This is a genomic window from Pseudomonas sp. FYR_7, assembly GCF_043106155.1.
Taxonomy (GTDB): Bacteria; Pseudomonadota; Gammaproteobacteria; order Pseudomonadales; family Pseudomonadaceae; genus Aquipseudomonas; species Aquipseudomonas parafulva_B.
On sequence record NZ_JBICMI010000022.1, the window covers coordinates 14155 to 27845 of the forward strand.

A 13691-nucleotide genomic window follows, 5' to 3' on the forward strand; every position below is an offset into this window, starting at 1 on the left:
GCAACCGGCAATGCCGCTTGCATACCAGCATCAGCTGACTGATCCGGCGTCGTCTCAACGTATCGAGCGAGGTGACGTCATGAGTATTTTTAGCCACTTCCAACAACGCTTCGAGTCCACGCGCCAAGAAGAACTCTCGCTGCAGGAGTACCTGGAACTGTGCAAGGAGGATCGTAGCGCCTACGCATCGGCATCCGAGCGCCTGTTGATGGCCATCGGTGAGCCAGAGCTGATCGACACCTCTACCAACTCTAGGCTGTCGCGCATCTTTTCCAACAAGATGATCCGGCGCTATCCGGCCTTTGCCGACTTCCATGGCATGGAAGAGTGCATCGACCAGATCGTGTCGTACTTCCGCCATGCCGCCCAAGGCCTGGAAGAGAAGAAACAGATTCTTTACCTGCTTGGCCCGGTGGGTGGCGGTAAATCCTCCCTGGCCGAAAAGCTCAAGCAACTCATGGAGCGGGTGCCCTTCTACGCCATCAAGGGGTCGCCGGTCTTCGAGTCGCCGCTGGGGTTGTTCAACGCCACCGAAGACGGGGCCATTCTCGAGGAAGAGTACGGCATCCCGCGGCGCTACCTGAACACCATCATGTCGCCGTGGGCCACCAAGCGCTTGCAGGAATTCGGCGGCGATATCAGCAAGTTCAAGGTGGTCAAGCTCTACCCCTCCATCCTCAACCAGATTGCCATCGCCAAGACCGAGCCTGGCGACGAGAACAACCAAGACATCTCTGCACTCGTGGGCAAGGTGGATATCCGCAAGCTTGAAGAATTCCCGCAGAACGACGCCGACGCCTACAGTTATTCAGGCGCGCTTTGCCGAGCCAACCAGGGCTTGATGGAATTCGTCGAGATGTTCAAGGCGCCCATCAAGGTGCTTCACCCCCTGCTGACGGCCACCCAGGAAGGCAACTACAACAGCACCGAAGGCCTGGGCGCTATTCCCTACTCCGGGATCCTGCTGGCGCACTCCAACGAGTCCGAATGGCACACCTTCCGCAACAACAAGAACAACGAAGCTTTCATTGACCGTATCTACATCGTGAAGGTGCCTTACTGCCTGCGGGTCAGCGACGAGATCCGCATCTACGACAAGCTGCTGATCAACAGCTCGCTGTCCAAGGCCCATTGCGCCCCGGACACGCTGAAAATGCTGGCCCAGTTCACCGTCCTCTCGCGCCTCAAGGAGCCTGACAACTCCAACATCTATTCGAAGATGCGGGTGTACGACGGCGAAAACCTCAAAGACACCGACCCCAAGGCCAAGTCCATCCAGGAATACCGCGACTCGGCAGGCGTCGATGAAGGTATGAACGGCCTGTCGACCCGCTTCGCCTTCAAGATCCTGTCCAAGGTGTTCAACTTCGACCCTCACGAAGTGGCGGCCAACCCGGTGCACCTGCTGTATGTGCTCGAGCAGCAGATCGAACAGGAACAATTCCCGGCCGAGGTGCGCGAACGCTACCTGCGCTACCTGAAGGAATACCTGGCCCCCCGGTACATCGAGTTCATCGGCAAAGAAATCCAGACAGCTTACTTGGAGTCCTACAGCGAGTACGGCCAGAACATCTTCGACCGTTATGTGCTGTACGCCGACTTCTGGATCCAGGATCAGGAGTACCGCGATCCGGAAACCGGCGAGATTCTCAACCGCATCGCCCTGAACGAAGAGCTGGAGAAGATCGAGAAACCGGCGGGTATCAGCAACCCCAAAGACTTCCGCAACGAGATCGTCAACTTCGTGCTGCGCGCCCGGGCCAACAACAACGGCAAGAACCCAAGCTGGCTCAGCTACGAGAAGCTGCGGGTGGTGATCGAGAAGAAAATGTTCTCCAACACCGAAGACTTGCTGCCTGTCATCAGCTTCAACGCCAAGGCCAGCAAGGAGGATCAACAGAAACACAACGACTTCGTCACGCGCATGGTGGAGCGTGGCTACACCGACAAGCAGGTACGTCTGCTGTCGGAATGGTACCTGCGGGTCAGGAAATCGCAATAAAGCGGCAAGCGACAAGCCGCAGGCTTCACGCTGGCCGGCGCCGTGCACCCCTCGGCGCCAGTGCCCGCAGCTGCGGCGGCTGCTCTTTCTTGCAGCTTGAAGCTTATGGCTTGCAGCTGCTCCCCGCAGGAGGAACCATGAGCTACGTTATCGACCGACGCCTGAATGGCAAGAACAAGAGCACGGTCAACCGCCAGCGCTTTTTGCGCCGGTACCGTGATCATATCAAAAAGGCCGTGGAAGAAGCGGTTAGTCGCCGCTCCATCACGGACATGGAGCACGGTGAGCAGATCAGCATCCCAGGCCGTGATATCGACGAGCCAGTGCTGCACCATGGCCGTGGCGGCAAGCAGACCGTCGTACACCCGGGCAACAAGGAATTCACCGCAGGTGAGCATATCCCCCGTCCGCAGGGTGGTGGCGGCGGCAGTGGCCGTGGCAAGGCCGGCAATGCCGGTGACGGCATGGACGACTTCGTTTTCCAGATCACCCAGGAGGAGTTCCTGGAGTTCATGTTCGAGGACCTGGAGTTGCCCAACCTGGTCAAGCGTCACCTGACGGGTGCAGACACGTTCAAGAACGTGCGCGCCGGTATCGCAAGCGAGGGCAACCCGTCACGTATCAATATCGTACGCACACTGCGCTCGGCCCATGCTCGGCGCATCGCATTGACCGGCAGTAGCCGCGCCCTGCTTCGCGAAGCCCAGAAAGAGCTTGCCCGCCTGCGCGTCGAGGAGCCTGACAACTTTACGGACATCCAGGAAACCGAGCAGGAGATCGAGCGGTTGAAGGCGCGTATCAATCGGCTGCCCTTCCTCGACACCTTCGACCTCAAATACAACCTGCTGGTGAAGCAACCGAACCCCAGTTCCAAGGCTGTCATGTTCTGCCTGATGGACGTTTCGGGCTCGATGACCCAGGCCACCAAGGACATCGCCAAGCGCTTCTTCATCCTGCTGTATTTGTTCCTCAAGCGTAACTACGACCGGATCGAAGTCGTGTTCATACGGCACCACACCAGCGCGCGCGAGGTGGATGAAGAAGAGTTCTTCTACAGTCGCGAAACCGGCGGCACCATCGTCTCCAGTGCCTTGAAGCTGATGCAGGAAATCATGGCCGAACGCTACCCAGCAAGTGACTGGAACATCTACGCGGCCCAGGCGTCGGATGGCGATAACTGGAACGACGACTCACCGATCTGCCGCGACATCCTCACCCGGCAGATCATGCCGCACGTTCAGTACTACACTTACGTGGAAATCACCCCACGTGAACATCAGGCGCTCTGGTACGAGTACGAACGTATCGGCGATGCCTTCCCCGATACGTTCGCGCAACAGCAATTGGTATCGGCCGGCGATATCTACCCGGTCTTCCGTGAACTCTTCCAGCGCAGGTTAGCCACATGACCGCCAGAGCACAGAGACGCCAGCCCATCTCCACCGGCTCAGAGTGGACGTTCGACCTGATCCGAACCTATGACCGGGAAATCGGCCGCCTGGCCGAACGTTACGCCTTGGACACCTACCCCAATCAGATCGAGGTAATCACCGCCGAGCAGATGATGGACGCCTACGCTTCGGTCGGCATGCCGCTGGGTTATCACCACTGGTCCTACGGCAAGCAATTCCTCAGTACCGAGAAATCCTACAGCCGCGGGCAAATGGGGCTTGCTTACGAAATCGTCATCAACTCCGACCCCTGCATCGCCTATCTCATGGAAGAGAACACCATGTGCATGCAGGCCCTAGTGATCGCTCATGCGTGCTATGGGCACAACAGTTTCTTCAAGGGCAACTACCTGTTCCGCACCTGGACCGATGCCAGCTCGATCATCGATTACCTGGTCTTTGCCAAGCAGTACATCGCCCAGTGCGAGGAGCGTCACGGGATCGATGCGGTGGAAGACCTCATCGACTCTTGCCACGCCCTGATGAATTACGGGGTGGACCGCTACAAGCGCCCCTATCCCATTTCTGCCGAAGAAGAGCGTCGCCGGCAGAAGGATCGGGAGGAACACCTCCAACGGCAGATCAACGACCTGTGGCGCACCATTCCCAAAAGTGCCGACAAGACCAGTGAACGGGACGACGTGCGCTTCCCCGCCGAACCTCAGGAAAACATCCTCTACTTCATCGAGAAGAACGCACCGCTACTCGAACCCTGGCAGCGCGAGGTGGTGCGGATCGTGCGCAAGATCGCCCAGTATTTCTATCCACAGCGCCAGACACAGGTGATGAACGAAGGCTGGGCGACCTTCTGGCACTACACGCTGATGAACGATCTGTATGACGAGGGACTGATCACCGAAGGCTTCATGATGGAGTTCCTTCAGTCCCATACCAGCGTGGTCTTCCAGCCTGGTTTCGATAGCCCCTATTACAACGGCATCAACCCTTACGCGTTGGGCTTTGCCATGTATACCGACATTCGGCGCATGTGTGAGGCACCCACCGAGGAAGATCGCCACTGGTTTCCGGACATTGCCGGCAGCGATTGGCTTTCAACCCTCAAGTTCGCCATGAGCAGCTTCAAGGACGAAAGCTTCATCCTTCAATACTTATCGCCCAAGGTGATGCGTGATCTGAAACTGTTCAGCATCCTGGACGATGACCAGCGGGACGAACTGTACGTGCCTGCCATCCACGACGATGCAGGCTATCGCACCATCCGCGAACAATTGGCCGCCCAATATAACCTCGGCAATCGCGAGCCGAACGTTCAGATATGGAGCGTCGATCGTCGCGGAGATCGGTCGCTGACGCTTCGGCACCAGCAACACAACCGCAAGCCCTTGGGGGATTCGACCGAAGAGGTACTCAAGCACCTGCATCGGTTGTGGGGGTTCGATATTCACCTGGAAACCGTGCAAGGCGACCAGGTGATGAAAACCCATCACATGCCCCCTCGTGGCGAGCACGGCGAAGGTTCTGACTACGGGCGCCTGGACATGGCGGTCATTCACCACCTGTGATGCGCCCCCTGGCGGTCGGCAGGTTATGCTGTCGGCAATCAGGGGGAGTTACTTATGCACATTTACAAAGTGGGGGGCGCAGTACGCGACCGCCTACTCGGCCGCCCGGTCACCGATATCGACTGGCTCGTGGTAGGCGCCACGGTTGAAGACATGCTTGCCAAAGGGTTCCGCCCGGTTGGCGCAGACTTTCCGGTGTTTCTGCATCCCAAGACCGGCCAGGAATATGCGTTGGCCCGTACCGAGCGAAAGAGCGGCAGGGGCTACGGCGGGTTCACCTTTCACGCAAGCCCGGACGTCACGCTCGAGCAAGACCTGATACGCCGCGACCTGACCATTAACGCGATGGCGGAGGACGCGGACGGCACCCTCTACGACCCTTATCAGGGCAAGGCCGACCTTGATCGGCGCCTGCTTCGCCACGTTTCGCCCGCGTTTGCCGAAGATCCACTGCGTGTGCTGCGCGTCGCTCGTTTTGCAGCGCGTTATGCGCCGTTGGGCTTCAAAGTGGCCGACGACACGCTGGGCTTGATGCAGCACATCAGCGCTTCGGGTGAACTGCTGGCGTTAACGGCAGAACGCACCTGGAAGGAAATCGAGCGGGCATTGATGGAGGCGCACCCCAAGGTGTTCTTCGAAGTCCTGCGAGCATGCAATGCCCTGCACGTGCTGCTGCCGGAACTGGAGCCTCATCCCCAGACCCTGGTCGCACTGGAACAGGCAGCCCGGCATCAGCTTGCGTTGCCCGTACGCTGGGCCTGTCTGCTGCATCCTTTACCAACCGCGTCGATCAAGGCGCTCAATCAGCGCCTGAAGACCCCGCGGGAGTGCCAGGATCTGTCGATGCTGACCAGCCAGTGCCTGGAGCAGGCCAACAAGGCCTTAGAGCTGCCTGCCCAGACGCTGTTGGATCTGTTGCAAACGTTCGACGTTTACCGCAGGCCGCAGCGTTTCGAGGACTTTCTAGCAGCCTGTCGAGCGATCGCGCAGGGCAACGGACAGACAGACTACCGGCAGGCAGACTACCTGCAAGGGGCTATGGCCGCTGCCCGGGCCGTGGATGTAAAGCCGCTGGTTCAGGCTGGTTTCACCGGCCAGGCGCTGGGTGAGGCCTTGAAAAATGAGCGCTTGCAGACGCTCGATGCCTACAAGGGCAGCTAGCTACAATGTCGCGCAGCTCGCGCTCGACCTGCGCGACAACCCCAGCAGCAGCTGATGGCCGGCATGCTGGGCATTGTGTGCGACGGTATGAGTCTCAGGCAGGCGTCAGTTGCAACCCGCGCCACTCGAAGGCGACGGGCGCCAGGACCTGATCGATCTGCGACTCTTGCCACACCTGCGCCATGGTTTTGCCTACACCCGGGTGCACCAGATCAGGCGCCAGTAGCGACAACGGCCACAGCACGAAGGCATTTTTCAGAATCTCAGCCCGGGGCAGCACCAGCCCGTCGAAAGTGCCATGCAGGTCGTCATACATCAGCACGTCGATATCCAGCGGCAGGCCGAGTCGATCAGGGGCATACCGGCCATTGTCGGCCTCGATGAATTTCAGCCGCCGGTCCAGTTCGATCAACGGTAGCGTCGTCTGTCCGGTCACCACAAAATTGATGAACGGCCCGCTCTTGATGCCCACCGCCTGGCTTTCGAACGCGGGCGAGCAACGCATGTCGGTCAGAATGGCCGCCAGCGCATCGAGACCGGCACACAGGTGGGTATGCCGATCGACGTTGCTGCCAAGGCCCAGGTATACCGTGCTCAGAGACATCCGCGCTCGATCTCCACGCCAACACCACCGCGCGCTGCCGGCACTGCGCCCGGCTTGGTGAGCTTCAAGCGCACCCAGGGGATGCCGAACTCGTCCATCAACACGGCAACCAGGCGCTCGGCGAAGGTTTCGACCAACTCGAAGCGTGCCTGCTCGGCAAACCCCTGGATGCGCGTCGAAACGCTCGCGTAATCGAGCGCCAGGGCGAGGTCGTCGCCTGCGGCCGCAGGCCTGTTATCCCAGGCCAAGCTCAGGTCAAGACGCAGGCACTGGCGAATATCCCGCTCCCAGTCATAGGCACCGATCACGGTATCGACTTCCAGGCCTTCGATGAACACTCTGTCCAAGCACTTCTCTCCACAGCACGACAAGGGCGACTGGCGCCGTTAGAATCAGGGCGTCCTCGCCCGGAATAGTTAGCATGTTTTGGTTACTGGCGCTGCTCGCCTACCTGCTCGGCTCGCTGTCCTTCGCCATTGTCCTGAGCCGCCTTGCGGGCAGCCCGGACCCGCGTTGCAGTGGTTCGGGCAATGCCGGCGCTACCAACATGCTGCGCCTGGCAGGGCGCAAGATGGCGATCCTGACCCTGCTTGGCGACCTGTGCAAGGGGCTGTTGCCGGTAATGCTCGCCCGCCTTGCCGGGCTGGACCTGCACGCGCAGGCCTGGATCGGTATCTGTGCAGTGCTGGGCCACCTGTTCCCCGTGTACTTTCGCTTTCGCGGTGGCAAGGGCGTGGCGACCGCGGCTGGCATGCTGGTCGGCCTGTACTTGCCTGCCGCATTGCTGGCCATCGTTGCCTGGGTGCTGACCCTGTACCTCACCCGTACCAGCTCCCTGGCTGCGCTGATCGCTACACCGCTGACCCTGCCATTGCTGGCCTGGCGCCAGCCCGAGGCCCTGCTGCCGATGACGGTACTGACCGTCCTGATCGTATGGCGCCATCGCAGTAACCTGCGTGACCTGTTTGCAGGCCGCGAGCGGCACTTCTGACCCTACAGGGGAGGCAACTGCTCCATCGGCCAGCGCGCCTGCACGCTGATCGCCAGGTCTTGCTGCTGCCCCGCCAGCAGCCGCTGGCAGCCGGCATAGGCGATCATGGCCCCATTGTCGGTGCAGAACTGCGGACGGGCGTAATAGACATTGCCCTTGAGGTTGCCGAGCATGTCTTCCAGCGAAGCGCGCAGGGCCTTGTTGGCGCTGACCCCCCCGGCAATGACCAACCGCTTGAGGCCCGTCTGCTTGAGTGCCCGCTTGCACTTGATGGTCAAAGTCTCCACCACCGCCTGCTGGAACGCCAGGGACACGTCGCAACGGGTTTGTTCGTTGTCGTCACCAGCCTCCCGGCACTGCTGCCAGGTATTGAGGGCGAAGGTTTTCAGGCCACTGAAGCTCATTGCCAGGCCTGGCCGATCGGTCATCGGCCGAGGAAACACGAACCGCCCCGGTGTGCCGCGCTCGGCAAGCCGGGCAATTTCCGGCCCACCAGGGTAGTTCAGGCCGATGAGCTTGGCGGTCTTGTCGAACGCCTCGCCGGCCGCATCGTCCAGGCTCTCGCCCAGCAATTCGTACTGACCAATGCCATCGACGCGCACCAGCTGGGTATGACCGCCGGAAACCAACAAGGCGACGAACGGAAACGCCGGCGGGTTTTCTTCCAGCATGGGCGCCAGCAAGTGGCCTTCCATGTGGTGTACACCGATGGCCGGAATGTCCCAGGCAAAGGCCAGGGCCTGGGCGCAGGAGGCACCGACCAGGAGTGCGCCGACCAGCCCAGGGCCTGCGGTATAGGCGATGGCGTCGATTTCGGTGGCCACGCAACCCGCTTCGTCCAGCACTTGGCGAATCAGCGGCAGCATGCGCTTGACGTGGTCGCGCGACGCGAGTTCGGGCACCACGCCGCCAAACACGCGGTGCAGGTCGATCTGACTGAACAGCGCATCGGCCAGCAGGCCCCGTTCACTGTCGTATAATGCGACGCCGGTTTCGTCGCAGGATGTTTCCAATCCCAGTACTAGCATGGGCTCGTCCCTTGTGGGGGCTGAATTCGAAGGCGCGCATGATAGTCCCCGTGCAAGGTGCCGACCAGCGGTTTTCGATCAGAGGCTTTGCATTCCGGCTTGCTAAGGGTTAACATCCGCAACCCTTGAAAACCGACGTTCTCCAGCACACCTTTGTTTTGCCAGGAGCGCGTCTACCCCGGTAATGAATTAAGGTAGCCCTGGATGCCAGCCGTCAAAGTTAAAGAGAACGAACCCTTCGACGTAGCTCTGCGTCGTTTCAAGCGCTCCTGCGAAAAAGCCGGTGTACTGGCTGAAGTTCGTAGCCGCGAGTTTTACGAGAAGCCGACCGCAGAGCGTAAGCGTAAGGCAGCTGCCGCTGTCAAACGTCACGCCAAGAAAGTTCAGCGCGAACAGCGCCGCGCCGTTCGTCTGTACTAATACAGACGTTCATCGCAAAGCTTCTGCCCTGCCCGGTTAACCACCGGGCGATGGCAGTGGTCGTTTCAAACCTGAGCAGCTTGCTCAAGGCTCCATGCACATGTTCAAGCACCGTGCATGCGGGCAACCTGCCTGAAACGTCAGAACTGGTCATTGTGTTGTAGGCCAGGCGTGCACGTCCGACTGACGGGCCTCATGGGCCGGCGACGGGCACTTATTCCCCGCATAGCTTCAAGCATCACCCGCTGCATTCGGCGCGTGAGCGATTAGACTTGCCAGTTGCCAGATTGACGAGACTGCCATGGCCGGGCTGATTCCCCAGAGTTTCATCGACGACCTCATCAACCGCCTCGACATCGTCGACGTGGTCAGCTCCCGTGTCCAACTGAAAAAAACCGGCAAGAATTATTCTGCCTGTTGCCCGTTCCACAAGGAAAAGACCCCCTCCTTCACCGTGAGCCCCGACAAGCAGTTCTATTACTGCTTTGGTTGCGGCGCCGGCGGCAACGCCCTTGGCTTCGTCATGGACCACGACAACCTGGATTTCCCCCAGGCCGTCGAGGAACTGGCACGAGCGGCAGGCATGGAGGTCCCGCGCGAGCAAGGCCGGCGCGACCAGAAACCGCGCCAGCCGACCGACTCACCGTTGTACCCGCTGCTGGACGCCGCCTCGGAGTTCTACCGCCAAGCCCTGCGCAGTCACCCGACCCGCAAGGCAGCGGTGGAGTACCTGAAAGGCCGCGGTTTATCCGGCGAAGTGGCGCGCGACTTCGGCCTGGGTTTCGCGCCGCCTGGCTGGGACAACCTGCTCAAGCACCTGGGTGCCGACACGCTACAGCAGAAGGTCATGATCGATGCCGGCCTGCTGATCGAGAATGCCGAAACCGGCAAACGCTACGACCGCTTCCGCGATCGGGTGATGTTTCCGATTCGCGACAGCCGTGGCCGCATTATCGCCTTCGGCGGCAGGGTGCTAGGTGACGACAAGCCCAAGTACCTGAACTCTCCCGAAACGCCTGTGTTCCACAAGGGCCAGGAGCTGTACGGGCTGTACGAGGCCCGCAAGCACAACCGCAACCTCGACGAAATCATCGTGGTCGAGGGCTACATGGACGTGATTGCCCTGGCCCAGCAAGGCTTGCGCAACGCCGTGGCCACCCTGGGCACCGCCACCAGCGAAGAGCACCTCAAGCGCCTGTTTCGCATGGTACCGAGCGTACTGTTCTGCTTCGACGGCGACCAGGCCGGGCGCAAGGCGGCCTGGCGAGCGCTGGAGTCCGTCCTGTCGAACCTGCAGGACGGCCGTCGCGCGCGTTTTCTGTTCCTGCCTGAAGGCGAAGACCCAGACAGCCTGGTCCGCGCCGAAGGCACCGACGCCTTCATGGCCCGCATCAACCAGCACGCGCAACCACTGGCCGATTACTTCTTCGAGCAGCTGAGCACCGAGGCAGACCCTCGCTCGCTCGAAGGCAAGGCGCACATGGCCACCCTGGCTGCACCGTTGATCGAAAAAATCCCGGGCGCCAACCTGCGTCAACTGATGCGCAACCGCTTGCGGGAAATCACCGGGCTCGATCCGCAGCAGGTTGAGCAACTGGCGCAACAGGCCCCCGCGGCGCCCAGCGCAGATTACGACCCAGGCTATGACTACGATGCCATGGTCAGCTACACGCCTGATTACGCGGACATGCCGCAGCCCGATTATGCTGGCGCTCATCAGGAACAGGCCTGGACGCCCAAAAAGGCCGGCGGCAAGAAAGCCTGGAGCGACAAACCCTGGGACAAGCATCGCAAGGGCGGCAAGCCGTGGCAGCGTGACCAGCCCCCGCCCCGCGTGCCGGCACCGGTCGAACCGCCTACGCTGGCGGCGCTGCGCACGCTGTTGCATCACCCGCTCCTGGCCGGCAAGGTGGAAGACGCCAGCCATTTTGCCGACGAAGAACAGCTCTACAGCCAACTGCTGGTGGCATTGATCGAAGCTGCACAGAAAAATCCTGGGCTAAGCTCAATGCAGTTGATCGCACGCTGGCATGGCACCGAACAAGGTCGCCTGCTGCGGGCGTTGGCGGAGAAGGAATGGCTGATCGTGGCCGACAACCTTGAACAACAGTTTTTCGACACCATTACTAGCTTGTCCGCTCGCCAACGTGAGCGAAGTCTGGAACAACTGCTCAGGAAATCCCGTCAAAGCGAATTGACCAGCGAGGAAAAAACCCAGCTTCTCGCCTTGTTGAGCCGGAATGTTCCCGCACAAAACCCGACCTCATCTGGCGCGTGAGGTCCATGCTCGGGTATAATCCTCGGCTTGTTTTTTGCCCGCCAAGACCTTCAGTGGATAGGGTGTTATGTCCGGAAAAGCGCAACAGCAGTCTCGTATCAAAGAGTTGATCACCCGCGGTCGTGAGCAGGGCTACCTGACTTACGCGGAGGTCAACGACCACCTGCCTGAGGATATTTCAGATCCTGAACAGGTGGAAGACATCATCCGCATGATCAACGACATGGGGATCAACGTATTCGAGAGTGCTCCGGATGCGGATGCCCTTCTGTTGGCGGAAGCCGACACCGACGAAGCCGCGGCCGAAGAAGCCGCTGCTGCGTTGGCGGCAGTTGAGACCGATATCGGCCGCACGACCGACCCGGTACGCATGTACATGCGTGAAATGGGTACTGTCGAGCTGCTGACCCGTGAAGGCGAGATCGAAATCGCCAAGCGGATCGAAGAAGGCATTCGTGAAGTCATGGGCGCCATCGCCCACTTCCCGGGCACTGTGGATTACATTCTCGGCGAGTACGACCGCGTCACCACCGAAGGTGGCCGCCTATCGGACGTCCTCAGTGGTTACATCGATCCCGATGACAACATCGCGGCACCGACAGATGAAGTGCCGATTCCAGGCGCCAAGACTGCCGCTGCGAAGGAAGAGTCCGAGGACGAGGAAGAAGAGTCTGACAGTGACGACGAGGAAGAGACCGAAAGCGGTCCGGACCCTGTCGTTGCAGCTCAACGCTTCGGCGCGGTCTCCGATCAGCTTCAGGCCACCAACAAGGTCCTGAAGAAGAACGGCCGTGATCACAAGGAAAGCATTGCTGCCCTGCAGGCACTGGCCGATCTGTTCATGCCGATCAAGCTGGTCCCAAAGCAGTTCGAAGTGCTGGTCGAGCGTGTTCGCAGCGCACTGAGCCGCCTGCGTCAGCAAGAACGCGCCATCATGCAGCTGTGCGTGCGCGATGCCCGTATGCCGCGTGCCGACTTCCTGCGCATGTTCCCCAGCAACGAAACCGACCAGACATGGAGCGGTGACCTTGCCAAGCGCAACACCAAATGGGCTGCGGCCCTGGGTGAAAAGGACGCAGCCATTGTTGCGTGCCAACAGAAACTGATCGACCTTGAGACCGAAACCGGCCTGACCGTTTCCGAGATCAAGGAAATCAACCGTCGCATGTCGATTGGCGAAGCCAAGGCTCGCCGCGCCAAGAAAGAAATGGTCGAGGCCAACCTGCGTCTGGTGATCTCGATCGCCAAGAAGTACACCAACCGTGGCTTGCAGTTCCTGGACCTGATCCAGGAAGGCAACATCGGCTTGATGAAGGCTGTGGACAAGTTCGAATACCGTCGCGGTTACAAGTTCTCGACCTATGCCACCTGGTGGATTCGTCAGGCGATCACCCGCTCCATCGCCGACCAGGCACGCACCATTCGTATTCCGGTGCACATGATCGAAACGATCAACAAGCTCAACCGCATTTCCCGGCAGATGCTGCAGGAAATGGGTCGTGAGCCGACTCCGGAAGAGTTGGGCGAGCGCATGGAGATGCCTGAGGACAAGATCCGCAAGGTACTGAAGATCGCCAAAGAGCCGATCTCCATGGAAACCCCGATCGGTGACGATGAAGATTCGCACTTGGGTGACTTCATCGAGGACTCGACCATGCAGTCCCCGATCGATGTGGCCACGGTCGAAAGCCTCAAGGAAGCGACCCGCGATGTGTTGTCGGGCCTCACTGCACGTGAAGCCAAGGTGCTGCGCATGCGTTTCGGCATCGACATGAACACCGATCACACCCTTGAAGAAGTGGGCAAGCAGTTCGACGTGACCCGCGAGCGGATCCGTCAGATCGAGGCGAAGGCGTTGCGAAAGCTGCGGCACCCGACTCGAAGCGAGCACTTGCGCTCCTTCCTCGACGAGTGATGACCAACCCCGGCCCAGGCCGGGGTTTTTTCTGGGCTTCGTATACCGCTGGCCATCCGTCTCCAAGGCCCTGTTAAGCCTGAAAAAATCTCCCTGACACCCATCCCAGAGCTAATTGGCCGTCTACACTCGACTCAGTCCATTTGAATGCGAGAGGCCGCTATGCCCCTGATGCCGGCCATCCTGCTGGTGGCCCTGAGCCTGTGGACCACGACGGGCGTTGCGCAAGTGCAACAACCAGATCCGATCGCCGAGTACGTTGCCGTAGCGGTACCTGGCCAGACCGCGGCGCAACCCGCCCCCCCGCAAGCCTCCGCA

At 60.3% G+C, this 13691-nt stretch carries 11 protein-coding genes; 8 read left to right on the forward strand and 3 right to left on the reverse strand.

Annotated features, from left to right (window positions below):
• Window positions 1–79: 79 nt before the first annotated feature.
• The 4 genes from ACF8R3_RS05575 to ACF8R3_RS05590 all read left to right on the forward strand — a co-directional run bounded on the left by ACF8R3_RS05575 (window position 80) and on the right by ACF8R3_RS05590 (window position 6137).
• Window positions 80–2002 carry a PrkA family serine protein kinase gene (locus ACF8R3_RS05575; protein ID WP_058639617.1) on the forward strand — a complete coding sequence of 641 codons (1923 nt, stop codon included), beginning with the start codon at window positions 80–82 and terminating at the stop codon, window positions 2000–2002.
• A 137-nt stretch (window positions 2003–2139) separates the two neighbouring features.
• On the forward strand, window positions 2140–3411 hold the full coding sequence (locus ACF8R3_RS05580) for a YeaH/YhbH family protein (protein ID WP_058639609.1): 1272 nt from the start codon (window positions 2140–2142) through the stop codon (window positions 3409–3411).
• Entirely contained in the window at window positions 3408–4976 is a 1569-nt protein-coding gene (locus ACF8R3_RS05585) for a SpoVR family protein (RefSeq protein ID WP_058639610.1), read from the forward strand. The genes ACF8R3_RS05580 and ACF8R3_RS05585 overlap by 4 nt, the downstream gene beginning before the upstream one ends.
• 54 nt (window positions 4977–5030) lie before the next feature.
• Window positions 5031–6137: a multifunctional CCA addition/repair protein gene (locus ACF8R3_RS05590; RefSeq protein WP_078479219.1), complete on the forward strand. Its 1107-nt coding sequence runs from the start codon at window positions 5031–5033 to the stop codon at window positions 6135–6137.
• Between the two features lie 94 nt (window positions 6138–6231).
• Here the strand turns inward: ACF8R3_RS05590 and folK are convergent, their stop codons facing one another.
• Both folK and folB read right to left on the reverse strand, forming a co-directional pair.
• The gene (gene folK / locus ACF8R3_RS05595; protein WP_058639612.1) at window positions 6232–6741 is read right to left on the reverse strand and encodes a 2-amino-4-hydroxy-6-hydroxymethyldihydropteridine diphosphokinase; all 510 of its coding nucleotides are present in this window, start codon (window positions 6739–6741) and stop codon (window positions 6232–6234) included.
• Entirely contained in the window at window positions 6732–7088 is a 357-nt protein-coding gene (folB, locus tag ACF8R3_RS05600) for a dihydroneopterin aldolase (protein ID WP_196124700.1), read from the reverse strand. The genes folK and folB overlap by 10 nt, the downstream gene beginning before the upstream one ends.
• Before the next feature lie 74 nt (window positions 7089–7162).
• Here folB and plsY point away from each other — a divergent pair, with 74 nt between their 5' ends.
• Entirely contained in the window at window positions 7163–7732 is a 570-nt protein-coding gene (gene plsY / locus ACF8R3_RS05605) for a glycerol-3-phosphate 1-O-acyltransferase PlsY (RefSeq protein ID WP_058603030.1), read from the forward strand.
• Between the two features lie 2 nt (window positions 7733–7734).
• Here the strand turns inward: plsY and tsaD are convergent, their stop codons facing one another.
• On the reverse strand, window positions 7735–8760 hold the full coding sequence (tsaD, locus tag ACF8R3_RS05610; protein ID WP_058603029.1) for a tRNA (adenosine(37)-N6)-threonylcarbamoyltransferase complex transferase subunit TsaD: 1026 nt from the start codon (window positions 8758–8760) through the stop codon (window positions 7735–7737).
• Window positions 8761–8964: 204 nt separating this feature from the next.
• Between tsaD and rpsU the strand changes: the two genes are divergently transcribed.
• From rpsU to rpoD, 3 genes are all read left to right on the forward strand, one after another.
• Window positions 8965–9180, forward strand: a complete 216-nt coding sequence (rpsU, locus tag ACF8R3_RS05615) for a 30S ribosomal protein S21 (protein WP_003255575.1) — start codon at window positions 8965–8967, stop codon at window positions 9178–9180.
• A gap of 301 nt (window positions 9181–9481) precedes the next feature.
• Window positions 9482–11458 carry a DNA primase gene (gene dnaG / locus ACF8R3_RS05620; RefSeq protein ID WP_392515141.1) on the forward strand — a complete coding sequence of 659 codons (1977 nt, stop codon included), beginning with the start codon at window positions 9482–9484 and terminating at the stop codon, window positions 11456–11458.
• A 67-nt stretch (window positions 11459–11525) separates the two neighbouring features.
• Window positions 11526–13373 carry an RNA polymerase sigma factor RpoD gene (rpoD, locus tag ACF8R3_RS05625; RefSeq protein WP_392515143.1) on the forward strand — a complete coding sequence of 616 codons (1848 nt, stop codon included), beginning with the start codon at window positions 11526–11528 and terminating at the stop codon, window positions 13371–13373.
• Window positions 13374–13691: the final 318 nt, after the last annotated feature.

What these genes read in the sequence shown, in the direction of transcription:
- ACF8R3_RS05575 (WP_058639617.1), top strand. Translation starts at nt 80, where the DNA reads ATGAGTATTTTTAGCCACTTCCAACAACGCTTCGAGTCCACGCGCCAA.
- ACF8R3_RS05580 (WP_058639609.1), top strand. Translation starts at nt 2,140, where the DNA reads ATGAGCTACGTTATCGACCGACGCCTGAATGGCAAGAACAAGAGCACG.
- ACF8R3_RS05585 (WP_058639610.1), top strand. Translation starts at nt 3,408, where the DNA reads ATGACCGCCAGAGCACAGAGACGCCAGCCCATCTCCACCGGCTCAGAG.
- ACF8R3_RS05590 (WP_078479219.1), top strand. Translation starts at nt 5,031, where the DNA reads ATGCACATTTACAAAGTGGGGGGCGCAGTACGCGACCGCCTACTCGGC.
- folK (WP_058639612.1), bottom strand. Translation starts at nt 6,741, where the DNA reads ATGTCTCTGAGCACGGTATACCTGGGCCTTGGCAGCAACGTCGATCGG.
- plsY (WP_058603030.1), top strand. Translation starts at nt 7,163, where the DNA reads ATGTTTTGGTTACTGGCGCTGCTCGCCTACCTGCTCGGCTCGCTGTCC.
- tsaD (WP_058603029.1), bottom strand. Translation starts at nt 8,760, where the DNA reads ATGCTAGTACTGGGATTGGAAACATCCTGCGACGAAACCGGCGTCGCA.
- rpsU (WP_003255575.1), top strand. Translation starts at nt 8,965, where the DNA reads ATGCCAGCCGTCAAAGTTAAAGAGAACGAACCCTTCGACGTAGCTCTG.
- dnaG (WP_392515141.1), top strand. Translation starts at nt 9,482, where the DNA reads ATGGCCGGGCTGATTCCCCAGAGTTTCATCGACGACCTCATCAACCGC.
- rpoD (WP_392515143.1), top strand. Translation starts at nt 11,526, where the DNA reads ATGTCCGGAAAAGCGCAACAGCAGTCTCGTATCAAAGAGTTGATCACC.